The sequence below is a fragment of the Marinomonas foliarum genome, from assembly GCF_003337275.1.
GTDB lineage: Bacteria > Pseudomonadota > Gammaproteobacteria > Pseudomonadales > Marinomonadaceae > Marinomonas > Marinomonas foliarum.
In genome coordinates, this window is the sequence record NZ_QPJQ01000016.1 from 1 (window position 1) to 25,754 (window position 25,754).

Here is a 25,754-nt window from a genome sequence, read left to right on the forward strand (position 1 = left end):
CGGTATCGGCGAAGGAAAGCTGATTCATGTCATTCGGTCTTGAGGTAATGGTCAGATCGGCATTGTCTCATATTGGGGACTTAATCGCAGTTTCCTTAGTTGAATTAGTGAGTTTTGAACTTGTAAGGATGTTTCGTAAAATTTATTGAGGCTTTCTCTTTTGTCTGATTCATGAAGTTGTTCACGCCAGCTCCTAGCTGTTTTGATTGCTACAAATAAAAGCCCAACAGTGCCAGTCCCCGCCAACATTCCACCAATATCAGCAAAGGTTACATCGCCTTCCTTCCAAAACTTAACGTAGGCCAAGGTGAAAATTGACCCTACAAACACGCCTGTCAAAATGGCTCCAACAAACTCGACTTGGTCTTTGGCGGCTTTCTTTATTGTGTTCTTGGCTGTATTGAACATGGCGTCTTCCATGGATAAATAGTGATCTCGCTACTTTACCCTAACGTTCGCTATTCCTGAAATCCCGCCTCATTTCTGGTCAAAAAATCGGAAATCGTCACTTTGGAATGCTGTAAGTGAAATAACTGAATTTTGTTTTGCTATTTTCAGTTATTTCACTTATTATTGACCTTACTGGGTAAAGCCAGTAACACAATTTGCAGCATCGTTGGATGCCTCTAGAACCAAGATGATTGGTAATTAAAGCTCTAGCTAAGAGCAAAACTTAACCTGCTAAAAACTATGTGGGTGTAAAATAGTGAATCTTTGTTATTAGTTATCAAAGGTTTAGTAAAAATTATAACCCTCTAAGACATTTGAGAATTCCCAGCTTCGGTTTGCTTCGATAATGCTAAGAGGAAGGAGTTATGAATGATTAAGACACGTTTAAATGTTGAACCGGATGTTAGCGCAATAATGAGAGCGCAACAGTATCTAACACAGCACCAAGCGGATCTAGACAAGTTAAAAATTGATGTGCTTCTAAAAAATGGCCAAAAAGCCGAATTTGAAGTGCCAACACTAACCCTTGATGTACTTGTTCAGGCGTTAAGTCAATTGGCTAAAAATGGGAACAGTGAAAACTTTGAAGTGCAACAGATTGATCCAAATCAAATGGTTAGTCCGGCTATTGCAGCGAAATACCTTGGAATGTCACGACCAAAAGTAACAGGTTATATTTTGGCTGGGCAAATTCCATCTATGAAGGTAGGCACTCATCACCGTGTAAAAATGGCGGATGTGATGTTATTCAGAGAAAAGCTTTCTAACGCAAAGATGTCGCGTGATGAAACCCTTAGTTTAATTGCTAACTTTGAACAGGAGTCAGATTTTATGTAAGGAAATACCATGAGTGATAAAGTTCTATTGGATGCAAATGTCTTGTATTCACAGCCATTGAGAATGATGCTTCTCAATTTGGCTAATTTAGATGAGTGTTCAGTTCAATTTTTTTGGACAGATAAGATAGATGCGGAATGGACTGGTGCTTTTATTCGTAAGCATCCTGAAAGTAAGGAAATAATAGTCAAGCAAGTTGAGGCAATTAAGAAGTCCTTTTTTGAATGTTATGTCTTAGATTACGAACCATTAATAGATCAGCTTAAACTTACTGATCCTGATGATCGTCATGTTCTGGCCGCCGCAATAAAGACGGGTTGTAATATTATTGCGACAGATAACACCAAACATTTTCCAGCAGAATTATTGGCTGAGTATGGCATTAGAACGATGACAAGAGACGAGTTGATGTGTTTCTTGTTCACTAATGAAAAAGATAGTGTCATGAAAGCTTTAGATAATTTTGCACGTGTACATAAAGACCCGGAGCTTACAGTCGAAGACTTGCTAATAAAGCTTGATCGTTCAGTGCCAAGTTTTACACAATTAGTAAGAGAGTCATGACTTAAAAATCCTGTATAGCTTTAAAAATACCACCTTCGGGTGGTTTTTTTTCGTCTAAACAAAACGTTTTTATCAAAAAAGAACTGTGATTTGCCGCCAACATGCCGCCATTGAGTTGTTAATGCGCTTTGCTGTAGCCCAACAAACACAAGGCTTTAACTATAAAATGTCGCTTTCATAAGAAGAGAACGACATTTTGTTTTTGCGCGCGCAAGGCTTGCGAGGCAGGGAATTAGGCGTTAAAGTTTCTCCACGCTGTTTAAATTTGGGGTCAGATGAAAAATTGATTGTGAACGATGCAGCCAAGCCCTTTTTCATAGCAGAAAGCTTCGCCGTCATACCCGCCACCGACATCACGGTCATGATCCAAACCATCTTAACTACCAACAACTTGCCAGAATCCCAACCAACCTCGCATGGTTCGACCAAATCATTGGGCGAGTCAAAGGTGTTATGGTCGCCTTTATTGCCTTTTTCGGATGTACAAAAACACTTAAGTGAAATAACTGAAAAATCTTATATACCTTTTAAATACCACCTTCGGGTGGTTTTCTTGTACCTGTCGAATAGGCAGCTGCTTTGCGTTGAATGCTCTTCTTACAAAATTTCACTTGGTGATTCGTGCTGCTTGAAACTATACTGTACAAATATACAGTATATGGTGTTTTATCATGCGTGTTACTTATCTTGGTGTGTCTGAGTCGGCGGCGTTTATCGCGGCCAATAGTGTGCGAATCCCATTGTATGTGGATTCGGTGTCGGCGGGGTTTCCTTCGCCGGCTCAGGATTTTGTTGAAAAATCTTTGGATTTGAATGAGTTCTGTGTGGCTCATCCGAACGCGACGTTTTATGTGCGTGCTCAGGGTGATTCGATGATTGAGGCGGGGGTTCATTCTGGCGATGTGTTGGTGGTGGATCGTTCGTTGACGGCGCGCCATGGCGATATTGTGATTGCTTCTATTCATGGCGAGTTGACGGTGAAAACGCTAGAGCTTCAACCGACTGTGCTGCTGCGTCCGAAGAATAAGGCTTATAAGGCGATTCCTATTACCGAGGAATCTGAACTGGAGGTTTTTGGTGTGGTAACCAGTGTGGTTCGTAAGTACGAGCGTCATTAATGCAAACCGCTTTTGCTTTGGTAGATTGCAATAACTTCTATGCGAGTTGCGAGAAGTTGTTCCGGCCAGATTTAAAATATGCGCCTGTTGCGGTGTTGTCGAATAACGATGGTTGCATTGTTGCTCGCTCCAAAGAGGTAAAGGCTTTAGGCATAAAAATGGGCGTGCCGATGTTCCAAGTACAAGATGAGATAAGAAAGCATGGCATTGTGTGTTTTTCGTCGAATTATGCTTTGTATGCGGATATGTCGAATCGGGTGATGACCATCTTGGAAGAGGAGGCTCCGCGATTGGAGGTGTATTCCATTGACGAAGCTTTTATGGATCTGACTGGCATTGATCATGTGACGGATTTGTTGGCGTTTGGCAAACAAGTAAAAGCCAAGGTAGATAAATGGACAGGCATTACGGTTGGTGTGGGCATCGCGCCTACTAAGACGCTGGCGAAGTTGGCCAACCATGCGGCGAAGAAGTACCCAGCAACCGGTTCGGTGGTAGATTTGATGGACCCAGACAGACAAAAGCGTTTATTGGCAATTGTTGATGTAAGTGATGTATGGGGCGTTGGCCGTCGTACTACGGCAAACCTAAAGGCGAGAGGAATCCAAACGGCGTTGGATCTTGCTAATGCTGACCCTAAATCGATTCGAAGTGAGTTTTCTGTGGTGTTGGAGCGAACCATTCGAGAGTTGAATGGGGTGTCCTGTTTGGATTTAGAATTAGTCAGGCCAACAAAGCAGCAGATTATTTGCAGTCGATCCTTTGGTCATAAGGTGACAGACAAGCGTGAGCTACGGGAGGCCATCGCCAAGTATACAACCAGAGCCGCTGAGAAGCTACGAGGGGAAAAGCGTCTTTGTCGTGTGGTGAGTGTGTTCATTCGTACCAGCCCGTTTATTTCAAATGAACCACAGTATTCTAAAACTCTTTCAGCTGAACTGCCTAATCCAACTGATGACACGCGGGATTTATTGGAAGTCGCTGATGTGCTGTTTACTCGAATCTGGCGTGATGGTTTTCGTTATATGAAAGCAGGTGTCATGCTTGCCGACTTTTACGAGCATGATGCTTTTCAGCAAGACTTATTCCGAGCGGACAGTACAAAACCTAATGCAAACGCTTTAATGAGTGTGGTAGACAAGATCAACCACAGCGGCCTTGGCAACGTCTTCTTTGCCTCGCAAGGTGTATCGCCTCAGTGGGCGATGAAAAGAGAACACCTGTCGCCAAGATATACGACTAAATGGGATGAACTGCCCAAGGTTTGGTGAGGCTTTTTGTTCACTGTTTTACAACTAAACCAGACTTAGAGACAAGAAAACCGCCAATTAGGCGGTTTTCTTGTTTATGCGCTTGGGCTAAGTAATCAGTCTTTGCCGATAAACTTCATGGAGATGGAGTTTACGCAGTGACGAATGTTATTTTCAGTGAGTCTTTCGCCTTCAAACACATGACCTAGGTGTCCATCACAGTTGGCGCAGACTATTTCGATACGGCGGCCGTCGGCATCGGGGACACGTTTGACAGCATTTGGAACTTCATCGTCAAAGCTAGGCCAGCCGCAGTGAGATAGAAATTTATGTTCTGAAGTGTATAGGGGCGCATCACATTGGCGGCAGACATATAGTCCGCCGGCCATTGTGTCGGTATATTCTCCAGTAAATGGGCGTTCTGTACCTTTGTCTAGAATGACGCTGGCTTCCATTGGGGTAAGTTTGTTATAGGTATTACTCATATAAAACACTCTCTTGCCACGATAATGGGATTGGATTTGGATAAATTATGGCACGCATAGTGACAGGAAACTAAGACAATAAATTGTACATCAAGTTCGTGTATGTAAATGGGGTGTCATTTTATGTGCCATAGCTTGCGGAATTGAAGTGGTGACATATGCTTAAATTTTTTAAATTGTCTATTGAAATTAGACTGGTTTAAAAAGCCGCTCTTTTCCGCAATGAGAGACACAGGTAGTTCGCTACTAATTAGAAGAGAGCAGGCATGTCCGATACGAACTTCGTTCAGATATTGATTAAAGCTTTGCTGCATGTTGGCTTTGAAAAAGCGCACAAAGTGACTGGTACTCATGGTGCCTATATTGGCGGCATCGTCTAGCGTAATTTGTGTTGCGAAATATTTGTGTATCCAACTTAGTATTTGGCTAAGCTTTTTTTGCTGGTTAAGGGTGGTTTGCTGAGTATTAAACTTTGAACTGGCTAATTTCTTGTAAGGCTGATTCTGCAAGCAGACTAATATATCAAGCAAAAGAGTGAGCTTTCTTGCTTCATCAGCCTGGATCATTTCCAAAAAGCGTGGACGAAGTTGGTGGGCGAGGCTTTCTGAAAATTGAATACCTTGATGTGATTGATTCAATGTGTCTTTCAATGACGCGAGTTCTGGAAATACACCAGTAACACTTTCGATCCAATGATGATTAAACCACAAAACGATGACGCTAATAGGTTCTTCGGGTTCTAGTGCGTTTTGAGAATGCCAAGTATGAGGCAGATTCGGCCCAATTAGTGTTAAGTCATTGTCTGTGTATTCTTCAATATTGTCTCCTACATAACGCTTTCCTGTGCTGTTGATGGAAAACGTTAACTCGTATGCGGGGTGAAAATGCCATTCGAAAGGGATCTCTTTTAATTCTCTGAGTAAAAATTGCCAAGAAGTTTGGGCTTTAGTCAGGCGTTCTAAATGAGCTTTCATTATTTTTGGCACTTATTGATCTAAATTTTTTTGAATTTAGATTAGATAGTACTGGAATTGCGGCATATATGACAAAAAATAATGCCTTAGCTCATTACACTGGTTTGGAAACATAATAAATATAAACAAACGAGGTAAGTGCTGTGACGGAAAATTTAAATACACCAGGAAACCGATCCGCTGGTCGTCATGTTGGTGTGGCATTGTGTGATATTAAGAAGCAATTACCATTACGAGTTTTAACGCAAGAGCAGTTTCTCCATTGGCAAAGGCGCGGTTTTGTTGTTATTCCTGCCGCCATAAACTCATCACAAGTTCGAGAAACGGTTGATTTTTTATGGGAATTTCAAGATATGTCTGCAAAAGATTCAGATACTTGGTATGCCCCCCAGCGTTTAGATCATGCAATGACAGAACTGAATAACTCAGGAATGGTAGAGGCGTACCACCATCAAACGTTGTGGAATAACCGTCAATCGCCAAGTGTATACAATAGCTTTGTGGATATTTGGGATAAGGAAGCATTATGGAGCACGATTGATCGTGCTAATTTGAATCCACCGAATCGTGGAGGCCGTGAATTTACAGGTTTTATTCATTGGGATAGTGATACATCACAAACACCATTGCCAATTAGTGTGCAGGGTGTTTTGGCGCTGTCTGACACAGATGAAGAAACGGGTGGATTTCAATGTGTGCCTGATCTATATCGCGATTTGGCTGTATGGCGTGAAAGCCAGCGTCCAGACCGAAACCCCTTTGTGCCAGATTTAACTGGATATGAAACAGCGTTTGTGGCGATGAAAGCTGGAGATTTATTGATCTTTAATGGCTTGCTTCCCCATGGTATTCGTCCCAATAATTCAGATCGTGTGCGTATTGCTCAGTATATATCTATGAGCCCTGCATTAGATGATAACGAGATACGGGATTGGCGAGTTGATTGCTTTGAGCAAAAAAGCACACCAATGGGTTATGCGTTTCCGGGTGATCCAAGGCGGTGGGAAAAAGAAAAATACCCAGCCGCTAAGTTAACGCCCTTGGGAGAAAAATTACTGGGTAAGAGGCTTTGGTAAATAGTCTGGGTGGCTGTTGCGATAGAGATATCGAGTAATTGCATTGATTTCATTAGGTTTAGCTGGTTACACTGAATAAATATTATTAATGAATTTTCAAAGGGGTTGCTTGTGGGTCAGACATTCGAGTCGATATTTAAAGACAGTGTTAAGCGTATGCATTACCAAGTCGATGGGCTGAGTTCTGATAAAAGTCACATTCAGGTGATTATTTGGCCAACATTTTCTGGATTGACTGACTTTGAAAAAGGCATTGCAGACCGTATTGCGTCACTGGGATTTTCTGCAACTGCGTTGGATTTGTATGGCATGGATCAGAACCCAGTCGAAATGGATGCGAAACTGGCGAAGATGGGTGCTTTGCTTGCTGAAGCGGGTCCTTTACATGGTTTGCAAAAGGAGCTGACTGAATCCGCTTGTGATGCAATTCACGGCAAAACCATTGTGCATGTTGGTTTTTGTTTAGGGGGTCGTTTGGCGTTGGAGGCCGGTTTGCATCTGGCGGACAGTGCTGGCGCGGCGAGTTTTCATGGCTTGATGAGTTTTTTCCGTGCCCAATCGGAAGAAAAGGCCAACACCAAAACTAAAATAATGGTGCTGAATGGTTATGAAGATCCTCTAGTTAATGAATCTGAAGCTCAAGAAGCGAAACGTTACTGGGCAGGTTTGGGGATGGATTTTCAGTACATAGATTTTGCTAGCACCATGCATTCGTTCATGTTGCCAAGTGCGGACAATCCAGAACATGGCAGCCAGTATAATCCATTGACCGCGCAGCGCGGTTATCAATATTTGGAACACTTTTTAGAAGAATTTGTTTAAGTAATACCGATTCAAGCAGGCGGATAGGGATCGATTTTCGTCCGCTTGAATCGTCTCCTATCGTTTGTTGTCCCTCTCGATCATACCTTTCTTATCTTATTCGGGTTCTGGCAGTCAGAACGGATAATAAATAGTTATAAAACATTCTTAGAAAGCGACGTGTTTTTTGCTTTTGCAACTGGTTTTCTATCTCAAAATGTCGATCTTTTCATAAGTTCTAAGTAAAAAATAAGGAAAAAAGGCCTTGGCTGTTTCGTCTTAAATATAGGATGATAGATCCCATTTTTTGATATTGTCCTCCCAGTTTTATCGCCTTATTCTTGCCTGATTAAAATCCCCCTTCAGATTATTTTAGAGTATAAAAGAGCGATGGAAGAAATAGATAAGCATTCAATTAAAAAGAAAAACACCATTGTTATGTTGGCGATTGGCGTCGTTGTGGTATGCGTTGTTGTCTATATTTGGTGGTCAAAAATAGGACGATTCCACGAGGCAACAGAAGACGCTTATGTGTCAGGCAATATTGTGAGTGTTATGTCGCAAATGTCTGGAACGGTTACGGATATCATGGTTGATAATACCAGCTTGGTGAGTGAGTCCGATCAATTAGTGAAAATCAATCCGGTGGATGCTCAGTTGGCTTTGCAACAGGCAGAGGCGAGCCTTGCGAGTACTATACGTTCTGTGCGCAATAGTTTTGCTTCTTTGGAAGAGCAGGAGGCTAATGTGGGGTTGGCTAAAATCTCTTTGGATAAGGCGCAAAAAGATTATCAACGTCGAGTGAATTTAAAGAAGAATAACTTAATTTCTAATGAAGATTTAAGCCACTATGAAAGTACTTTAACGAGTGCTCAAGCTTCTTATAACCTTGCTCTGAAGTCATACGATACAAATAAAACTAAGGTCGACAATACGACGGTGCTGACGCATCCCGATGTGTTAAAAGCGGAATCTGTTTTAAAAGCGGCTTGGTTAACGCTGAATCGTACTTCTATTCTTTCTCCTGCCAGTGGGTATATTGCGCAACGTAGTGTTCAAGTGGGCCAGCATGTGGCGGCAGGAACGACTTTGATGTCTGTTATTCCATTAAAAAATGTTTGGGTAACTGCGAATTTTAAAGAAACACAGCTTGGTAATATTCGTGCTGGACAGTCTGCCACTTTAACGTCTGATGTCTATGGTTCTAGTGTGATTTACCATGGCAAGGTAAAGGGAATAGAACCAGGAACGGGTAGTGCGTTTTCTTTGCTTCCCGCGTCTAACGCGACAGGAAACTGGATTAAGACGGTACAAAGGGTGCCGGTACGTATAGTGTTGGACCCTGCTGAATTAGAGGCGCACCCGCTGCGTCCTGGTTTGTCTATGAGTGTTACGGTCGATACCAATAATGCTGGCGCACCAGCATTAACACCTCTTGCAGATGTTCAGGCGCCTTGGCGTACTCATGTATTTGATCACAATGATGATGACGTCAATGTGATTATTCAAAAGATCATTAAAGAAAGTTTGTAAGTGATGATAAGTCGAATTAGTCGTCACAAATATGTGCCAGCGCCATCCCATGAATGGTTAATGCTGGCGACCATATTTCTACTTATGCTGCTGAACTTTTTACAGACCGGCATGATTGTGTTTGCCGCTGCGCCATTGATGGGCGAACTTGGTGTTTCTCCACAAGAGTATAGTTTGGCAACCGCGTCGTATGCTTGTGTCGCTGTGGTTACGATTTCAAAGCAGCGTTGGTTAGTTGAGCGAATGGGTTGGAAGCTCTACATATTGGGCTCCTTGTTCATCTTCTTTATAGGCTGTGTGGTAGGGTTTTACTGTCGGAGCTTTGATGGCTTTTTGATTGGCTATGTCATCATGGGATTTGGCGGAGCTGCTTTCATGACGGGGGCTAGGGTTATTATTAATTTATTTCCCCCTAGCCTGATCCGCTTAACGGGTATTAAAGCATATGCTTATGGGTTGACCATAGGTTCGGCTCTTGCACCATTTTTAGCCGCGCATTTATTTATGACCGCTTCTTGGCACTATCTGTTTGTTATCTTGATGGTGGTGAGTTTATTGAGTGCAATTACGGCTGCTTTTTGTTTGCCGGGCATACCTGCAAAAGAAGAGATGCGTAGTCAAAGTCATCCTTATATTTTGATGGCCTTAGCTGCAGGTTCTTTTTTGGTTTTGTACGGCTTTCAGCACGGTAATTATGCTTTTTTTAGCAACACTGTGTTGGTATGTGTGTTTTTATTGCTGGGCTTGAGCAGCCTGTATTATTTTTTACGCAGCATGGTGCGTCACCATGAAAATCGACCGTTATTGTCGATGAAGTCGCTGTTTAGTAGCAAGTTGTACCGAAATGGCGTGACTGTGTTTTTTGTCTGTTATTTGATCATGGGGTCAAACAGTTATTTGATACCACAGATTATGCAAAAAGGCCTTGGTTACGGCTGGAGCACGATTGGCAACTGGTACGCTCTTGGGCAAGTCGCGGGTGTTGTTGGGTTGTTCGTTAACATGCTTATTATGCCTAAAAAGCCTCATGGAAAAAAATTCTATGTGGCAGGTTTTGTTTGCTTGATGGCGTACGGTTTTTTGATGATGAAGTTAACACCAACGACAAACTTACAGACTTATGTGGTGCCAGCGCTATTCCTTTTTGTGTTTTTTACGGTGTGCGTACAAGGTACGGTGGCGGCGAAGGCGTTTGCCGAACTACAGCATGATGAAACGGTCTTTTCTCACGCTCAGCAAGTGAAAAATATGGTGTCACAAATAAGTGTGGCGTTAGGAATATCCTTGGCAAGCATTGGGCTGCAGTGGCGTACGACGGTGCATTATGGTGTGCTAAATCAGCATGTCGCAACGAACGACTCTATATTTGTAAGGACACTGAGTCAGATCAGTAATGTGTATAGCGCTCACATGAGTAGCGATATGGCCACTAAGGCAGGTTTTGCATGGATTGCGGATCAAGTTCATCGTAATGCCGTGATATTGGCGGGGATTGATTATTTCTCTTTGCTATTTGTTGCGGGGATTATCGGGGTGATTGTTATGGGGTGCCAAAAACGCCTAAACTAGCGTTTTTCCAATGTCATTTTTTGGTCTTTTTTTGTAGGGTAATAAAGCGGTTTATGGATTTTAACGATATTTATTATTTTTACCTGACTGCTGAACATGGTGGCTATACTGCTGCTGAGCGAGTATCGGGCATTACTAAATCGCTTTTAAGTCGTCGAGTCGCGCAGCTAGAAGATAAGCTGGGTATCCAATTGATTCAGCGCAACAGCCGCCAGTTTTCCCTAACTGATGCTGGCCTACAATTGTATGAAGGCGCCATTAATATGGTGGCGGAAGGTCAATCTGCTTACGAGTCTGTGGCGTTATTGCAGTCTGTGCCTTCGGGTGTGGTTCGGGTAAGTTGTCCTGTTTTATTGGCTCAGCACCACTTTTCTGTCTTTTTGCCTGAGTTTATGAAGAAGTATCCCAAGATTTCCGTGTTTTTGGATGCGACAGATAGAGATGTTCAGGTACTGGAAGAACGCATTGACATCGCGCTACGAACACGAGGCGCCATAGTTAATGGAGCCGGTATGGTGGCGAAGAAGCTGGGCACAAGCAAAATGATTTTGGTAGCGAGTCCGCAGTTTATCAAAGAATTTGGAATGCCAACTCATCCAGATCAGCTTTCTAAACTGCCCACATTGACCGAAACTTTTGGTAAGCAGGAATCTGTTCATCAGTGGGAATTACTTGGACCGAACAGCAGTATTTGCTTGGTTCAGCACCATCCTCGGTTGGTGTGTTTGAACCGTTGGTTGCTTTTAAGTTCGGCATTGCAAGGTGTCGGGGTGGGGTTGGTGCCAGAAATTGTCGCTACGGAAGAGCTAGAAAGAGGGAATCTGGTGCGTGTTCTTCCTGAATGGACAACTAAGATAAGCATTGTTCAGGCGGTATATTCAAATAGGAAAACCATGACACCAGCATTAAGAGTATTTTTGGAAAGTCTTTTGCAATATTTTGCTGAAGTGGTAAGTCCTAATCGTTTTGATTGATCTGTTCAGTGCATTACTTTCGCTATCATGGGCTTATGGATTATTGGGCGTTGTGGCTCCCATTCGAGCGGATACTTTCCTACAGGCTTCTTTCACCAGTATTTGAAAGTGTTTAAAACGTGCGTCGTCTATTCGGAACTTTGGAACAGTAATACTTAGTGCGGCGACGGGTTCATTTCTGTGATTTAAAATAACGGAGGCGGCGCATTGAATGCCTTCCTCGTGCTCTTCCAAGTCTAAGGATACTTTGCTTTCACGGATTTTAAGAAGGTCGTCTCGTAGCATTTTTTCGTTAATAAATGTGGTGTCTGTGTGTTTGATAAAGCTCTGCTCATTAATAGCGGCCACCAATTGCTCTTCATTAAGAAAAGCCAGCATGGCTTTTCCAACACCTGTACAGTAAGCAGGGCCTTTTTTTCCAACCGCAGAAAATAGGCGCAAGCTTTTTTGACTCTCTAGTTTGTCGATATAAATCACATCTCCTCGATCAAGTACCGCAAGGTGAATGGTTTCGCCTGTTTCATCCCATAAATGTTTTATTTGGTCTGCGGCAATATCACGTACATCGATTTTTGCCCAAGCTTGGTGAGCAAGCTCTAATAGTCCGTAGCCCGGATGATAAAGCTGTGTGACTTCGTCAAAACGAACCAAGCCCTTTTCTGATAGAGACATTAAAATCCGGTGAGCGGTAGCTTTCGGTAGGTCTGTTTTATCTACCAAATCCGCAAAGCGTAATGGCACTTTTGCTGCACACACTTCCTGTAAGAGATTAAGTGTTTTGTCTAATGACGAGCCTCCACTTTTTGTTTCTTGTTCTGACATGATGGGATCCTTACTCTTTTCGAAGTATTTGTATGGTGAGGCAGCTCTTAAATATTTTAGTAAAAATAACCAGTCTTGAAAATGCCATAGATTGAGTATTGCAAATAGTGGAACTATGTTCCACTATTTGTTGGCCTGTTTGTTTGATATAGACTTCAGTTTAATCAGTAAGGTTTATAGATTTATAAAAATAAGAAGGTGTGCGCTATGCAGGCGGCATAAAGGTATTGGTGTTGTTCTAGCAGCATTTCTTCACCGAACACACTAAAAATTAACGTAGAACTTATGATATCGAGGTCTCTTGTAATGACCCAAATTAATCCTGTTCCGCAATCAGCTGATGGTAGCGCAAGCTTCATTGCTGTCGATTGGGGAACGACCAATTTACGTGCCTTTTTGATGACTCAGGATGGTCAAATTCAAGCTCAGCGAGACAGTGATCGAGGCATGCTAAAGCTTGGCCCGGCTGAATTTGAAAGCGTTCTATCTGATTTGCTGGGAGATTGGCTAACGCCTGATTTGCCGATTTATATGGCGGGCATGGTGGGCAGTCGCGGTGGTTGGCAAGAAGTACCTTACCAGAATTGTCCTATCAAGTTAGACGACTTATCTGAACATCTTTTTTGGTTGACGACATCTTTGCCAAACAAGGTAGCGATTGTGCCTGGGTTACGTGGTGAAGGTGTCTCTGGACTTACTGATGTCATGCGCGGCGAAGAAACGCAATTATTGGGTGCGATTGATTGGTTAGAGGAGCAAGGTCGAGCCGATGAGTCTCCCGTATTTTGTTTGCCGGGAACCCACTGTAAATGGGCGCAAATTACAGAAGGTCAGGTCACGCAGTTTTCTACCTCTATCACTGGTGAATTATTTGCGCGTTTGAACGATGAATCCAGTTTGGTAAAAGGTTTGCCTCAATCTGATCAGCTGAATAAAGCTGCCTTCAAAAAAGGCGTTTTGGCGAGCCAGCAAGCGGGCGGTATTTTGCATCATTTATTCAGTGCTCGAAGTCGTTTTGTGTGTGGCGAGTTAGCCGCAGATGAAGTTCGAGATTACTTATCTGGTGTTGTAATTGGTCATGATGTGAATGATGTTTTGCTGGCATTAGAGGCAGAATCATTAGAAACGCAAAGTGGCCGAGTAGTGATTATTGGTAGTCAGGCATTGAGCGCGCGATATGCCTTAGCCTTGTCTTCGCGCGATCTTACTGCTGAATTTCTGGCAGCTAACGAAGCGAGTATTCGTGGTTTAAAGCGTTTGGCGAATCGTCAGGCTAAGTCGGAAACTAATCCGACAAAAGGAGCGTAATGATATGAAACATTCTTTTGATGCGTTGATGCAAGAATTTCCAATGGTTGCCATTCTTCGTGGTGTTAAGCCTGACGAGGTCGTTGAGCATGCTCAAGTTTTAATTGATGCTGGTTTTCGTCTAATTGAAGTGCCACTTAATTCGCCTGATGCCTTTACCAGCATTCGCTCTCTTCAGGAAAAGTTCGGTGACCAAGTATTGATTGGCGCTGGTACTGTTTTGACCATGGCGCAGTTAACCGAGCTGGTCTACACGGGGGCAAAATTAATGGTTTGTCCGCATACCGATGTTGAATTGATTAAAGCCGCGAAAGTGGCAGGTTTGTATGCAATGCCGGGATTTTTTACCGCGAGTGAGGCTTTTTCGGCACTGCATGCCGGCGCTGATGCGGTAAAACTGTTTCCTGCCGAAGCCTTACCAACAATTAACGTAGTAAAAGCATTAGGCGCAGTTATTCCTACCGAGACTTGGTTGTGTCCTGTTGGTGGTGTTACGCCAGATAACGTGGCGGACTATTTAAATGTTGGCGCTCGTGGTTTTGGTTTAGGTTCGGCTTTGTATAAAAAGGGTCAATCGGCCGAAGTCACTAAAACGAATGCAGAAGCCTTTATGGCGGCATGGAAGGCTTTTCAAAAATAGCTCTCTTTAAGTAAAAAGCAGAGATAGGAGAATAAAAACAATGAAGCAAATTAGTACTCAACGACATCAATTAGCCGAAGGGCCATTTTGGAGTCAGTCAGAACAAGCTCTGTATTGGGTTGATATTCCTGCCTGCCAAGTGTGGCGCTGGCATCAAGAGTCTAATGAATACCAACATTGGACTTTGCCGAAAAAAGTGTCTGCGGTATTCACTACTCAAAGTGATCGATTGTTGGTGGCTTTGGCGGATTCTGTTGCGTATTTAGATAAAGCGACAGGTGAATTAGAACACTTATGTGACTTAGATACCGATATTCCTGGTAACCGCAGTAACGATGCCAAATGTGACCCAAATGGTGTGTTATGGCTTGGTACCATGGACGATGCTGAAGAAAGTGCATCGGGCCGCTTGTGGAAAATCACTCCTGAAGGCAAAAAGACACTCATGTTGGAGGGGGTTGGTATTTCCAATACACTGGCATGGGACGAGTCTCGAGGACGTTTTTATTTTGGCGATTCAATGACTCGTAAAGTGCACGTTTTTCCGTATCCAGAGTTTTGTGATGTGCGCAGCCAAAACCCATTTTTTGAAGTGAAAGAAGGTATTGGGGCTGATGGCTCTTGTATTGATGCCGAAGCCTGTATATGGAACGCAAATTGGGATGGTTCACGCATTGTACGCTACAGCCCAGAAGGTGAAGTGTTGCAGACGATTGAGTTGCCGTTCTCTAAGCCGACAAGTTGTGTGTTTGGTGGTGCGGACGGCAATACACTGTTCATCACGTCGGCGAGTGTTGCCACAAGTGAAAGCGAATTAGCAGAAAAGCCGTTGTCCGGTCATGTTGTGGCTATCGATTTAAAGGTCGCGCTGGGTCTTGATGTCACCGGTGAACCAAGTCAGCCATTTGCTGGATTTTAGCTGTCTAGCGTATATAACTAATTTTTATAAAGAAAGCCCGCTCAAAGAGATTTGAGTGGGCTTTTTTATTGTGCAAAAAAAGGTAATGTTATATTATTACATTTTTGTGTTTCATGGATAATACGGATATGAAAGTAATGCCTTTTTATAAACGAATACTATTTTGTAGTTCTATATTGTTTGGGCTGCTGGCGGTGACGGCCTGTTCGGGACCTACATCCTCTAACACTGTGTCGATTAGTGCGGCTTTTGAGTTTACCAGTCTAGATCCTTCAAAGAACGGTTATATATTTAGTCGTATGCAAGTGGTGGAAACTTTGTTGGATGTTAATGAAAAGGGCTTGCTTATTCCGGCTTTGGCAAAGGATTGGCAGGTGAGTGAAGACGCAAGAACCTGGACGTTTGATTTGCGTGACGATGTTTACTTTCACGATGGTACTTTGATGAATGCTGAGGCTGTTGTTAATAGTCTTTTGATTGCTCAAACGAAGCATGGAGCATTGAGAAATGCGCCAATCAACAGTATTTCTGCTGCGGGAGATTCTTCTGTTGTTATTTCACTGTCTCGACCTTATACCTTGTTGGGGGCGGTGTTAGCGAATTATGCAAACGGCATTTTATCTCCTGCAGCGTATGGAAATGATGAGGAAGTCTTAGCGCTATCTGGCACAGGTCCATATAAAGTTTTTCAGTTTGCTCCGCCGCATAAGCTTGTCGTTGAAAAGTTTGATGATTATTGGGGCAAAAAAGCCAGTATTCCTTTTGCTAGTTATTTAACCGGTCATCGTGCTGAAAGCCGTGTCTTACAGGCGAAAAGTGGTCAAGCGGACATTGTTTTTGGGTTAGATCCTGCCAGTCTACCCTCATTACAGCGCATGGATATTTTAACTGTCTCATCGAACTCAATTCCTAGAACCATTGTATTGAAGTTAAACAGCGGACATCGCTTTTTGAATGATGTCCGTGCCCGTCAAGCGCTGAGCTTAGCTATTGATCGTAAAGGGATAGCAAAAGGTGTTCTGCGTATTCCTGGCTCTGAGGCCGAGCAGATATTGCCTGCCTCTATGTCTAATTGGCATTTGGATAATGTAACTAGTGAGACTGAATCGGAAGTTGGCACACCTGAGTCATTGTTGTCCTCTTTGGGTTGGAATAAGAATGCAAATGGTATGCTTGAGAGAGAGGGTGAATTATTTGAACTAACACTGATTACCTATGCTGATAGACCTGAATTAACAGCGGTAGCAACGGCGATCCAAGCCCAGTGGCAAGCTATTGGCGTGACAACTAAGGTAGAAATTACTAATTCAAGTGCGATAGCAATGGGCCATCAGGATGGTTCTTTAGAGGTGGCGCTTATCGCGCGGAATTATGGTTTTATTGCTGACCCTTTGGGTGTGATGCTGTCTGATTTTGGATCGAATGGCGGTGGTGATTGGGGAGCGATGAATTGGAATAATAGCGCGTTAAGTGCCGATTTAATGACGTTAGAACAAACCTCCGATCCTGTATCATATAAAGAAATTGCCCAGCGCAGTGCTCAAATATTGTTTAACCAGCGACCGATGATTCCTGTTTCTTCCTACGTGCAGCAAACCTCTGTTAATAATCGCATTAAAGGATTTCGATACGACCCTTTTGAGCGCAGCTTTTATTTGAATGAAATGGAGTTTGTAAAACCATGAAGGCCATGCTGTTAGAAAGGCTTCTGCAGCTGATTACTGTGGTGTGGGGGGTTGGAACTTTGACCTTTATTTTGATGCGTTCATTACCTGGTGATATGGCTTATCGAATAGCTGCCAGCCGATATGGACAAGACAATGTAAATTCTGAAGCTGCGGCATTGGTGCGCGAAGAATTACAGTTAGATCAAAGCCCATGGGTGGCATATTGGCACTGGTTGACGGATCTTCTTCAATTCAAGCTAGGTGACTCGTTAGTGAGTGGCTTGCCAGTGATGGATTCTGTCCAGCATATGCTGGGGCATTCATTGTTGTTGGCTCTTTCTGGGCTGATGTTATCTGTTTTAATTGCGGTGCCACTGGGGTTACTTAGTGCATGGCGAGGTAATCCGCTGGACTCTGTCTTAATGGGATTATCGAGTGCGATTCGTGCTATGCCTGTTTTTGTTGTTGGTGTATTGCTGCTTTTATTCTTTGCTTTGCATTGGGGGCTATTCCCGGTCGCCGGTTTTGGAACTCCTGCCCACCTTGTTTTGCCTGCTCTTACTTTGGCTATTAGCTTGGCTGCAGTGTCGAATCGCGTGGTAAGAGACTCTGCTAAGCATACTTTTCAGGCTGCTTTTTATCGTTTTTCTCGGGTAAAGGGCTTGTCTGAATGGCAAACCTTTCGACAGCACGGTGTGCGTAATATTGCTGTGCCTGTGGTGGCATTTTTTGGCATTCAATTGGTGAGTATGATCGAAGGGATTGTAATGATTGAATCATTGTTCTCTTGGCCAGGAATAGGTCATGGTTTGGCCCATGCTATTTTTGCTCGCGATATTCCAGTAATTCAAGGATCCGCTTTAGTTATGGGGGTATTGTTCGTTTTGCTTAACACCTTGGTTGATATTATTTGTTTATGGATTGACCCAAGGGGAGCGAAAGCATGATGAAGATGAAAAAATCCCAATGGGTTGGTTTGGCTATCTTATTAGCGTTGTTGGCGTTTTCACTGGGGGGGATGGCTTTTTCTCCTTATAGTATTTCTCAGCAAGATTTGAATGCCATTATGGAATCGCCTTCTGCAATCCATTGGCTTGGTACTGATCATTTTGGTCGCAGTATGTTTACACGTATGGCGCATGCTGTTGGTCTGTCTTTCGGGTTAAGTCTGTTGTGTATGTTCACTTCTTCACTGGTTGGAACGGCATTTGGTGTCTGGTCTGTTTGGGGAGGCAAGAAGGTTGATGTTGCCATGGGAATTGTGGTGAATATACTCCTTGCTTTACCGGGTTTGGTGGTTGTATTGCTGTTTGCTGCGATCGCTCCGGGTTCATTCTTGGTGTTGTATTTGGCGATTTCTTTGGTGCAGTGGGTGGAGTATTTCCGAGTAGTGCGTGCTGTCACACAAGGCGTAATACAAAGCCCTGCAAGACAATCGTCACGGATGATGGGCTTTGGCCGTTGGTATCAGTTTAAGCGTCATATTTGGCCAGCTATTTCTCCATCAGTATTTACCTTGGCAGCCTTTGGTGGCGCGAATGCGATTTTAACCATGGCATCATTGGGCTTTGTGTATGTTGGTATTCAACCTCCGCTGGCTGAGCTTGGCTTAATGACGGTTGAATTGTTTCCGTATTACAGCGAAGCGCCTTGGTTACTCGCTCAGCCCTTGGTAGTGATTGCTTTGATGGTGTTTGCATTTCATTTATTGGCAGGGAAACGAGCATGAGCGTATTACTGAAATTAACCAATGTGGCTGTTTATGTGGGCGACACTTGTTTGTTGGAGCCAATGTCGTTGGAGCTAAAGCAAGGCGAACCACTTACTATTCTGGGCCAAACTGGGTCCGGTAAGAGTTTACTGGCACAAGCCATTATGGGTCTATTACCTGATGGTTTAACGGTGTCTGGTGAAATAGAAACTTTTGGTAAAGTGATGACGATTGAAGAGCGTCAAGCTTTGTGGGGACGTGAAATGGTCATGTTGCCGCAAGAGCCTTGGCATTCGCTGGACCCTTTGATGAAAGGGGTTGATCAAGTTAAAGAGGTTTATCGGTTTGTACGTGGCAATAGTGCAGAAATGTCGCTTGCTATGGCGGAAGACGATCTAGGACAGGTCGGTTTGGTAGGTAACGGCCATAAACGTCCTGATGAACTGTCGGGAGGTATGGCACAACGTCTCGCGATTACTGCGGCCACTGCTGGTGGGGCGCATGTGATTTTGGCTGATGAGCCAACCAAAGGGCTTGATGTGTCTCGTCGTGATGGCATTGTGCAGCTGCTCCAGGCCCGTTCGAATCTAGGCAGTTTGCTGACGATTACTCACGATGTGTCGGTAGCCCGTCAGTTAGGCGGTTTGCTATTAGTAATGAAAGAGGGGTGCTTGGTGGAGAAAGGTGAGGCGGCAAATCTTCTGGATAGTCCTCAAGACCCTTATACCCGAGAACTTATTGCAGCAGAGCCGAGTGCGTGGTCAGATATTGCTCCGCCTATTAGGCGTGCAAGCTCGCACGACCTTCTTGTTGCAGATAAGTTAACTTTAGAACGTGGAGGGCGCGTCTTATTTGAAGGTTTGTCATTTACCATCAAGCAAGGAGAAGTGGTTGGCATTGTCGGTGACAGTGGCTGCGGTAAATCATCGCTTGGCGATGCATTGCTTAATTTGTTGCCTGTTTCGGCTGGCAAGCTTACTCGTTTTCATAAAAACGCTAAGCCATATCAATGGCTGAAATTGTATCAAGATCCACCATCGGCGTTTTCATCTAGTGTGTCTCTGGGGCAATTATTGGATGATTTAGTACTTTTGCATGATATTGATAAAGCGCGTATTGCTCCTTTGATGACTAAATTGAAACTACCAGCAGGGATTTTAGAACGTAATTGTTTGTCGGTATCCGGTGGTGAATTACAACGCTTTGCCATATTACGCGCCTTGTTGCTTGATCCTGTTTTTCTGTTCGCAGATGAGCCGACATCACGTCTAGACCCGATTACGGCTAAGGAGGTAACGCAGTTATTGGTAGAGTTGGCCACTGAGGCGAATTGCGCGGTGTTGTTAGTGAGTCATGACCCTGACCTTATTCAGCGAACTTGTCATCAAGTTATTGCTTTATAAGTTAGGTTAAGGATCTGTGGTATTAGGTAAGTGCGTTCAAATGCACTTGCTTAATATCTGCAGGTTACTTCTATTTAGTATTGAAACTGTTAAATACACTGGCTTAAGGGGGAGTTTAGGTTTCACTTTTGTGTTGTCTATGATCTAATTTTTCTAATTAAATGGCTTTATTTAGGAAAATTTTATGTCGTTCAAAAAAACTTTCTCTGTTGCTTTAGTTAGTGCTGCTGCAGTTGTTGCATCGACTGGCGCTTTTGCGTTTGAAGACTATTGCACGCCCAAACTGGACATTTATTTGAGCAATGTTCAGAAGACGGTGGATTCTGAGCATGTGTCAGATCGCCAAAAAGACGTAGCTCAGAAAATCTTAGATAAAGTTAAAGCAAGCCGTAATGACACTAAGGATTGTGTTCTTATCGATAAGTTACTGCCTTAACTTAAGAATCTGATGCAGCAAAACTTTTATTTTCTGTTATGTTTTATAGTTAGCCTAGTAGGATGAGGAAATCTATAAAGGCTTTTAGCTAAGCCGTTAAGGGGAAATAAATGGATCCATTACAAGCTGCTTTGAAAGTTGCTAGGACTCTTCTAGGGATGTCTTGTTCTGGCTTGCTTTTTGAAAACGGCCGTATTGTTATTTCAGGTGAAACACATGGCGTTGATTTTTCTGATACCTCATTCCGTAGCCAAGTGTTACATTCTTCTCGAGAATTTAATTTAAAGCAAACCGATACGGCTTTCCCATTTTTTTCTGATTATCCTCAAGTTTCCAGTTACCTTTCTGAGTTTTTCCCTCTTTATGGGGTACGTTTGTTTTTTATAGACGTGGCTCCCTGTTCAATTGATGAGTTGGGTTTTGATGCACATATCCATGATTTGGCCGATGTTTTTGCTGGATTGTTAGCGCCAGCCCTCAGCCAAACTTCAAGTGAATGCGTGGAGTTCGTGAAATATGAAGAGCTTTTAAGTTTAAGCAATAATATGCCTGTCTATATGGCCTTGCTTGACCGTAATTTACGCTATCAATTTGTGAATAAAGCCTATGAACAGCGCTTCAGGCCATCAGATGACGGCTACATAGGGAAATCTGTAAAAGACCTTGTGCCAGCGGATATGTTTACGAAGGTTGAACCTAAATTAAAAGAGGCGCTTCAAGGTTCAACGGTGAAATTTCATTATGAGGTTGACTATACAGGTGATGATGGTGAAGTTAGATTTAATAAATCGTCATATATTCCTCGAATAGAGCAAGGGGAAGTGACGGGGGTTTATGTTTGTGTGCAAGATGTTACCCGTCAAAGACGAGCACTTGAGACGTTGCGGCTCTTACATGAGGTGACAGCTGATTCAGAATTGTTATTGGATGAAAAGTTACAAAAAATCCTCGAAATTGGCGTTGAGCAATTCGCACTTCCAATTGGGCTTATTAGTTCGATTACTGGTGATGTCTATGAAGTTCAATATAGTCAAACTCCAAATGGCGAGGTGCTCCCTGGAGCACAGTTTGATTTAGGTAACACTTACTGTGTACATACGTTAGGCAGTAATACTCCAACCTCTTATTTTCATACGGCAATTAGCGACATTAAAGAGCACCCTTGTTATGCGAATTTTGGCTTAGAAGCTTATATTGGGATGGTCCTGTATGTTGGGGGCAAGCGTTGGGGGACATTAAATTTTTCGAGTCCGAACCCCAAAAAACACCCATTCAGTGAAGACGATAATGAAGTTATGAAGTTGTTGGCGCAATGGATTGGTAATGAAATGACGTTGGAGCGGGATAGAGCGATACAGGCTGAGTATGAAAAAGAGTTGCGAGAGCAAAAAATATTCTTCGAATCGCTTTTTGTGAATGCCCCTGAAGCAATTGTCATGGTAGGGGCTGACCGTGAAATAAAAATGATTAACCCTGCTTTCACTAAGCTGTTTGGTTATGAGCTTGCGGAAGTAAAAGGTAAAAGTACCAAGGTTCTTTACGCCGAAGAACGTGATTTTATTAAGCAAGGCAAGGCGTATTACAATGATGTTGAAGATGTATTAAATCGTTACCGTGTCAGCTATAGGCATAAATTAGGAAAAGTTTTTCATACCGAAACAATTGGCAATATGTTTAAAAGTGCCGATGGTCGACTGGGTGGATATATTGCCCATGTACATGACGTGACTGAACGATTAGACGTTGAAAGGAAGATGATCGACACCAACCTTCGCCTGTCTGTTGCGGCTGATGCGGCTGGTATTGGTGTTTGGGAGCTTGACTTACAAAGCGATAATTTGCGCTGGGATGAATGGATGTATCGGTTATACGGCACATCCAAATCGGCTAATGTGTCTCCGCTGGTTGTTTGGGATGATTGTGTTTTTCCTGAAGATAAACTTATGCTCAGTGAAGTATTTAGCAATTTAGACCGAAATGCCTATTTTACCGCGCAAGAAGCATCTTATATCTCAGAAAATTTAGATTTCGATTTCAAAATTACACGCAAAGATGGGCAAACCCGTTACCTCAAGTCCAATGCGATTCTAGTATTGGACAAGTTAGGTCATGCGTCACACCTTATTGGTGTCAATATGGACATCACATCGCGTAAAGAAACGGAAGTGTTGTTACGCGAAGCAAGTAAGCAAGCACTCGCCGCGAGCAAAACCAAAAGTGATTTTCTTGCCACAATGAGCCATGAAATCCGAACGCCACTAAATGGTGTGTTGGGTATGGCCGAATTACTTTCTGGGACTTCTCTTAATCCTGAGCAAACAGAGCAATTAAAGGTGTTGCAAGAATCAGGAGAGGGGCTTTTAAATCTTATTAATGATTTGTTGGATTTCTCTAAGATTGAAGCAGGTCATTTGTCAATTGAGCGAGTAGATTTCAATTTAGAGAAAAGCATTTACGATGTTGTTCGGATGCTGGTTATAAAAGCCGAAGAGAAGGGTATAGATTTATTGGTTCAATATCATGAAAGCTGCCCTAGGTTTTTGGTTGGGGATGTATTTCGTATTAAGCAAATTCTTACTAATTTGATCAGTAATGCAATTAAATTTACCAGTGTTGGGCATGTGCTGGTGACTATACACGGCACTGTAGATAAGAAAGGAATAGCGTCACTGACAATGAGTGTATCAGATACGGGTGTCGGCATTGATAAAAGCGTTCAGCCGTTATTATTTAATGCCTTTGTACAAGCAGATAGCTCGACAACTCGTAAGTTTGGTGGCACGGGCCTTGGCTTGGCTATCACAAGGCAGCTTATTGATTTAATGAATGGTGATATCGCTTTGGTAAGTGAACCTGATGTTGGCTCTACTTTTACTGTCACTTTATCTTTACCCGAAAGTCATGCTATCTCTCATATCGATGCTGTTATCAATGAAAATTTGTTGATTGGTAAGAAAACATTGATTGTTGATGACAATGAAACCAATTTAACTATTTTGAAAAATCAGCTCCGCTCATGTGACATATATGCGGATGCTGAGATCAATTCGGAGAATGCTTTGCACAGGGTGAGTCAGGCAATCGATGATGGGGTGCCATATCAAATAGTGGTAACGGATTATATGATGCCTGAATTGGATGGTTTGATGCTTACTCGACTTATTCGTGAAGCAAGTGGCTCTAATCGCCAGCCGATTATTTTAATGACAACATCAGCAGGTATATTGTCCAGCGAGGAGCTGTCTGACGCGGGGGTTAATATTAATGTCGCAAAACCAATGACGGGATTTATGCTTAAAAAAGGCCTTATTTCTGCTTTGTCTACTCACTTTATTGGACGTCAATATTCTTATTTAGATGAAAAAGACCACTCTGCTGAGGTTGATTCGACGATAAAAGGTCTGGGTGAGGATCAAAAGCGGGGATTAATCTTGGTTGTGGAGGATATGAGGGCGAACATGGCTGTTGCGAAAGGCATATTGGAGCGTATGGGGTTTGATGTTGTTGGTGCTGAAAATGGTGCTGTTGGTATTGAAATGTGGGAAGCTCATCAACCCGACCTAATCTTTATGGATCTGCATATGCCTGTTATGGATGGACTTTCTTCTATGCGTCATATTAGACAAGCTGAAAAAAGTGCAGGTCGTAAGCGTGTCCCTATTCTGGCGTTAACGGCGGATATTATGCCTGAGACATTGCCCGAAGTTTTTCGATCTGGTGGCGATGGTTTAGTCCCTAAACCATTTAAACAAAAGGAGTTTATTAGTATGTTAGACAAATGGTTACCAGCCAGCCAAACACCAGATATGGGTGAAGATCAATCTATGTTATCAGCCAGTTCAGCTTTTGATGTGCAATCAGATGTTATTATCGATGAGACTGCCCTAAATGAATTAAAAGTGATATTGGGGGATGATTTTGTATTATTAGTCGAGGCCTTTTTTGCAGATGCAGACAGTATCCTTGCTTCGTTTGATAAAATACTGATGGAAGATGATGGCGTAGATTGTGGGCTCATTTCTCGGCTTGCTCATAGTTTGAAATCTATTAGCCAAAATGTAGGGGCCATGACAATGTCTTCAATGGCTGCACAGCTTGAGAGAGAAGGTCGTGAAGGCGATGTTCCTGAGTTACATTTGAAGTTAAGAGAAGTATTAGCAATGTACCGCGAAGTGAAAAATAAACTACAGGATATGCTGTCATGCCAATGAAAGTATTAATAGTTGATGACACTAATACAGATCGTTTGCTGCTTAAGTTGCATCTATCGAAGTTGGGTTACCGAACGATAGAGGCTAGTAATGGTAAAGAGGCCATAGAGCAATTTATAGCGAATTCAGATGATTTGGATCTGATCTTAATGGACGTGCAAATGCCTTATTTGAATGGTTTTGATGCGGTCCGGTCTATCCGTGATATACAAGAACAACAAAAACAGGAATGGCTTCCTGTGATTTTTTTAAGTGCGAGTGCGGAAGACGATGATGTTGAAGATGGCATTTTAGCGGGTGGTGATGATTACCTTATTAAGCCTATTAGCCAGAAAATTTTGTCAGCTAAAATGTTAGCTATGCAACGTATTGCAGATATGAGACGACGGTTAGTTGAGTCTAATTTAGTGCTTGAAGAATTGGCTTCAACTGATCACTTAACGGGGGTTGCAAACCGTCGTGCTTTTGAGGTTATGTTAGAGCGAGAAATGTCATTTACGCGCCGCTATGGTGTACCTATGGCGTGTGCGATATTTGATCTTGATAAGTTTAAAATGGTCAACGATACCTACGGTCATGACGCGGGAGATGCCGTGCTTGTGGAAGTAGTACGTCGCATCACGAAAAACCTAAGAGATGGTGATGCTATTGGCCGTTTAGGAGGGGAAGAGTTTGGCATGATTTTGCCAAAAATGCCTGTGGATGAGGTACTTGCGGCGTTTGAAAGATATCGCGCAATTGTCGCAGAGCACCCTGTAATACATGAGGGTGTTGAGATTCCTATAACGGCCAGTATTGGTGTGGCAGAATATACAGGAAAGAAAGAAGATAAACTTGCTCTACTAAAGCGTGCCGATGAATGCTTGTATGAAGCAAAAGAGACGGGTCGCAATAAAGTCGTATATTACGCAGGATAAGCCGATTTATTCTGCGTAATCATCATTTAAGCATAAAAGGCCGACAATCTTATCGACTGTCGGCCTTTTATGCTTTCTATTTAGCTAAA

The 25,754-nt window shown here is 42.9% G+C and carries 24 protein-coding genes; 19 read left to right on the forward strand and 5 right to left on the reverse strand.

The window, feature by feature from the left end; genetic code table 11:
• Positions 1–51: 51 nt before the first annotated feature.
• On the reverse strand, positions 52–408 hold the full coding sequence (locus DFP77_RS09805) for a hypothetical protein (protein ID WP_114412115.1): 357 nt from the start codon (positions 406–408) through the stop codon (positions 52–54).
• Between the two features lie 411 nt (positions 409–819).
• Between DFP77_RS09805 and DFP77_RS09810 the strand changes: the two genes are divergently transcribed.
• A complete protein-coding gene (locus DFP77_RS09810) occupies positions 820–1,287 on the forward strand; it encodes a helix-turn-helix domain-containing protein (RefSeq protein ID WP_114412116.1) in 468 nt (155 codons plus the stop codon).
• Between the two features lie 9 nt (positions 1,288–1,296).
• On the forward strand, positions 1,297–1,851 hold the full coding sequence (locus tag DFP77_RS09815) for a PIN domain-containing protein (protein ID WP_114412117.1): 555 nt from the start codon (positions 1,297–1,299) through the stop codon (positions 1,849–1,851).
• Between the two features lie 159 nt (positions 1,852–2,010).
• Here DFP77_RS09815 and DFP77_RS09820 read toward each other — a convergent pair whose 3' ends face one another.
• On the reverse strand, positions 2,011–2,214 hold the full coding sequence (locus DFP77_RS09820) for a hypothetical protein (RefSeq protein WP_147270554.1): 204 nt from the start codon (positions 2,212–2,214) through the stop codon (positions 2,011–2,013).
• Between the two features lie 308 nt (positions 2,215–2,522).
• On the opposite strand from DFP77_RS09820, the gene umuD reads away from it, so the two are divergent.
• Positions 2,523–2,969, forward strand: a complete 447-nt coding sequence (umuD, locus tag DFP77_RS09825; RefSeq protein ID WP_114412119.1) for a translesion error-prone DNA polymerase V autoproteolytic subunit — start codon at positions 2,523–2,525, stop codon at positions 2,967–2,969.
• Positions 2,969–4,240, forward strand: coding sequence for a translesion error-prone DNA polymerase V subunit UmuC (gene umuC, locus DFP77_RS09830; protein WP_114412120.1), 1,272 nt, complete (start codon positions 2,969–2,971; stop codon positions 4,238–4,240). The genes umuD and umuC overlap by 1 nt, the downstream gene beginning before the upstream one ends.
• 95 nt (positions 4,241–4,335) lie before the next feature.
• On the opposite strand, the gene DFP77_RS09835 is transcribed toward umuC, so the two are convergent.
• Together DFP77_RS09835 and DFP77_RS09840 are read right to left on the reverse strand one after the other, a co-directional pair.
• Positions 4,336–4,704, reverse strand: a complete 369-nt coding sequence (locus DFP77_RS09835; RefSeq protein ID WP_114412121.1) for a methionine-R-sulfoxide reductase — start codon at positions 4,702–4,704, stop codon at positions 4,336–4,338.
• 116 nt (positions 4,705–4,820) lie between these two features.
• Positions 4,821–5,678: an AraC family transcriptional regulator gene (locus tag DFP77_RS09840; RefSeq protein WP_114412122.1), complete on the reverse strand. Its 858-nt coding sequence runs from the start codon at positions 5,676–5,678 to the stop codon at positions 4,821–4,823.
• A gap of 143 nt (positions 5,679–5,821) precedes the next feature.
• Here DFP77_RS09840 and DFP77_RS09845 point away from each other — a divergent pair, with 143 nt between their 5' ends.
• From DFP77_RS09845 to DFP77_RS09865, 5 genes are all read left to right on the forward strand, one after another.
• Positions 5,822–6,754, forward strand: coding sequence for a phytanoyl-CoA dioxygenase family protein (locus tag DFP77_RS09845; RefSeq protein WP_114412123.1), 933 nt, complete (start codon positions 5,822–5,824; stop codon positions 6,752–6,754).
• Positions 6,755–6,865: 111 nt separating this feature from the next.
• Positions 6,866–7,576, forward strand: a complete 711-nt coding sequence (locus DFP77_RS09850; RefSeq protein ID WP_114412124.1) for a dienelactone hydrolase family protein — start codon at positions 6,866–6,868, stop codon at positions 7,574–7,576.
• 369 nt (positions 7,577–7,945) lie between these two features.
• Positions 7,946–9,088 carry an HlyD family secretion protein gene (locus DFP77_RS09855; RefSeq protein ID WP_114412125.1) on the forward strand — a complete coding sequence of 381 codons (1,143 nt, stop codon included), beginning with the start codon at positions 7,946–7,948 and terminating at the stop codon, positions 9,086–9,088.
• Between the two features lie 3 nt (positions 9,089–9,091).
• A complete protein-coding gene (locus DFP77_RS09860) occupies positions 9,092–10,657 on the forward strand; it encodes an MFS transporter (RefSeq protein WP_258861122.1) in 1,566 nt (521 codons plus the stop codon).
• Between the two features lie 53 nt (positions 10,658–10,710).
• Entirely contained in the window at positions 10,711–11,631 is a 921-nt protein-coding gene (locus tag DFP77_RS09865) for a LysR family transcriptional regulator (RefSeq protein WP_114412127.1), read from the forward strand.
• Between the two features lie 33 nt (positions 11,632–11,664).
• Here DFP77_RS09865 and DFP77_RS09870 read toward each other — a convergent pair whose 3' ends face one another.
• A complete protein-coding gene (locus tag DFP77_RS09870) occupies positions 11,665–12,453 on the reverse strand; it encodes an IclR family transcriptional regulator (protein WP_114412128.1) in 789 nt (262 codons plus the stop codon).
• A 306-nt stretch (positions 12,454–12,759) separates the two neighbouring features.
• On the opposite strand from DFP77_RS09870, the gene DFP77_RS09875 reads away from it, so the two are divergent.
• The 10 genes from DFP77_RS09875 (at position 12,760) to DFP77_RS09920 (ending at position 25,665) form a co-directional block, all read left to right on the forward strand.
• Complete coding sequence (locus tag DFP77_RS09875; RefSeq protein WP_114412129.1) at positions 12,760–13,761, forward strand: 2-dehydro-3-deoxygalactonokinase; 1,002 nt, start codon at positions 12,760–12,762, stop codon at positions 13,759–13,761.
• Positions 13,762–13,765: 4 nt separating this feature from the next.
• A complete protein-coding gene (locus DFP77_RS09880; RefSeq protein WP_114412130.1) occupies positions 13,766–14,401 on the forward strand; it encodes a 2-dehydro-3-deoxy-6-phosphogalactonate aldolase in 636 nt (211 codons plus the stop codon).
• A 40-nt stretch (positions 14,402–14,441) separates the two neighbouring features.
• Complete coding sequence (locus tag DFP77_RS09885) at positions 14,442–15,320, forward strand: SMP-30/gluconolactonase/LRE family protein (RefSeq protein ID WP_114412131.1); 879 nt, start codon at positions 14,442–14,444, stop codon at positions 15,318–15,320.
• Between the two features lie 128 nt (positions 15,321–15,448).
• On the forward strand, positions 15,449–17,005 hold the full coding sequence (locus tag DFP77_RS09890; RefSeq protein ID WP_239544048.1) for an ABC transporter substrate-binding protein: 1,557 nt from the start codon (positions 15,449–15,451) through the stop codon (positions 17,003–17,005).
• Entirely contained in the window at positions 17,002–17,934 is a 933-nt protein-coding gene (locus tag DFP77_RS09895; RefSeq protein WP_114412133.1) for an ABC transporter permease, read from the forward strand. The genes DFP77_RS09890 and DFP77_RS09895 overlap by 4 nt, the downstream gene beginning before the upstream one ends.
• The gene (locus DFP77_RS09900; protein ID WP_114412134.1) at positions 17,931–18,716 is read left to right on the forward strand and encodes an ABC transporter permease; all 786 of its coding nucleotides are present in this window, start codon (positions 17,931–17,933) and stop codon (positions 18,714–18,716) included. Before DFP77_RS09895 ends, DFP77_RS09900 begins: the two co-directional genes overlap by 4 nt.
• The gene (locus tag DFP77_RS09905) at positions 18,713–20,101 is read left to right on the forward strand and encodes an ABC transporter ATP-binding protein (RefSeq protein ID WP_114412135.1); all 1,389 of its coding nucleotides are present in this window, start codon (positions 18,713–18,715) and stop codon (positions 20,099–20,101) included. Before DFP77_RS09900 ends, DFP77_RS09905 begins: the two co-directional genes overlap by 4 nt.
• A gap of 184 nt (positions 20,102–20,285) precedes the next feature.
• Positions 20,286–20,537 carry a hypothetical protein gene (locus DFP77_RS09910; RefSeq protein WP_114412136.1) on the forward strand — a complete coding sequence of 84 codons (252 nt, stop codon included), beginning with the start codon at positions 20,286–20,288 and terminating at the stop codon, positions 20,535–20,537.
• A 110-nt stretch (positions 20,538–20,647) separates the two neighbouring features.
• Positions 20,648–24,748, forward strand: coding sequence for a response regulator (locus DFP77_RS09915; protein ID WP_114412137.1), 4,101 nt, complete (start codon positions 20,648–20,650; stop codon positions 24,746–24,748).
• Positions 24,739–25,665 carry a GGDEF domain-containing response regulator gene (locus DFP77_RS09920; RefSeq protein WP_114412138.1) on the forward strand — a complete coding sequence of 309 codons (927 nt, stop codon included), beginning with the start codon at positions 24,739–24,741 and terminating at the stop codon, positions 25,663–25,665. Before DFP77_RS09915 ends, DFP77_RS09920 begins: the two co-directional genes overlap by 10 nt.
• Positions 25,666–25,754 lie beyond the last annotated feature (89 nt).

Coding starts and splice junctions, on each gene's coding strand:
- DFP77_RS09805 (WP_114412115.1), bottom strand. CDS start 408: ATGTTCAATACAGCCAAGAACACAATAAAGAAAGCCGCCAAAGACCAA.
- DFP77_RS09810 (WP_114412116.1), top strand. CDS start 820: ATGATTAAGACACGTTTAAATGTTGAACCGGATGTTAGCGCAATAATG.
- DFP77_RS09815 (WP_114412117.1), top strand. CDS start 1,297: ATGAGTGATAAAGTTCTATTGGATGCAAATGTCTTGTATTCACAGCCA.
- DFP77_RS09820 (WP_147270554.1), bottom strand. CDS start 2,214: ATGACCGTGATGTCGGTGGCGGGTATGACGGCGAAGCTTTCTGCTATG.
- umuD (WP_114412119.1), top strand. CDS start 2,523: ATGCGTGTTACTTATCTTGGTGTGTCTGAGTCGGCGGCGTTTATCGCG.
- umuC (WP_114412120.1), top strand. CDS start 2,969: ATGCAAACCGCTTTTGCTTTGGTAGATTGCAATAACTTCTATGCGAGT.
- DFP77_RS09835 (WP_114412121.1), bottom strand. CDS start 4,704: ATGAGTAATACCTATAACAAACTTACCCCAATGGAAGCCAGCGTCATT.
- DFP77_RS09840 (WP_114412122.1), bottom strand. CDS start 5,678: ATGAAAGCTCATTTAGAACGCCTGACTAAAGCCCAAACTTCTTGGCAA.
- DFP77_RS09855 (WP_114412125.1), top strand. CDS start 7,946: ATGGAAGAAATAGATAAGCATTCAATTAAAAAGAAAAACACCATTGTT.
- DFP77_RS09860 (WP_258861122.1), top strand. CDS start 9,092: ATGATAAGTCGAATTAGTCGTCACAAATATGTGCCAGCGCCATCCCAT.
- DFP77_RS09865 (WP_114412127.1), top strand. CDS start 10,711: ATGGATTTTAACGATATTTATTATTTTTACCTGACTGCTGAACATGGT.
- DFP77_RS09870 (WP_114412128.1), bottom strand. CDS start 12,453: ATGTCAGAACAAGAAACAAAAAGTGGAGGCTCGTCATTAGACAAAACA.
- DFP77_RS09875 (WP_114412129.1), top strand. CDS start 12,760: ATGACCCAAATTAATCCTGTTCCGCAATCAGCTGATGGTAGCGCAAGC.
- DFP77_RS09880 (WP_114412130.1), top strand. CDS start 13,766: ATGAAACATTCTTTTGATGCGTTGATGCAAGAATTTCCAATGGTTGCC.
- DFP77_RS09885 (WP_114412131.1), top strand. CDS start 14,442: ATGAAGCAAATTAGTACTCAACGACATCAATTAGCCGAAGGGCCATTT.
- DFP77_RS09890 (WP_239544048.1), top strand. CDS start 15,449: ATGAAAGTAATGCCTTTTTATAAACGAATACTATTTTGTAGTTCTATA.
- DFP77_RS09895 (WP_114412133.1), top strand. CDS start 17,002: ATGAAGGCCATGCTGTTAGAAAGGCTTCTGCAGCTGATTACTGTGGTG.
- DFP77_RS09900 (WP_114412134.1), top strand. CDS start 17,931: ATGATGAAGATGAAAAAATCCCAATGGGTTGGTTTGGCTATCTTATTA.
- DFP77_RS09905 (WP_114412135.1), top strand. CDS start 18,713: ATGAGCGTATTACTGAAATTAACCAATGTGGCTGTTTATGTGGGCGAC.
- DFP77_RS09910 (WP_114412136.1), top strand. CDS start 20,286: ATGTCGTTCAAAAAAACTTTCTCTGTTGCTTTAGTTAGTGCTGCTGCA.
- DFP77_RS09915 (WP_114412137.1), top strand. CDS start 20,648: ATGGATCCATTACAAGCTGCTTTGAAAGTTGCTAGGACTCTTCTAGGG.
- DFP77_RS09920 (WP_114412138.1), top strand. CDS start 24,739: ATGCCAATGAAAGTATTAATAGTTGATGACACTAATACAGATCGTTTG.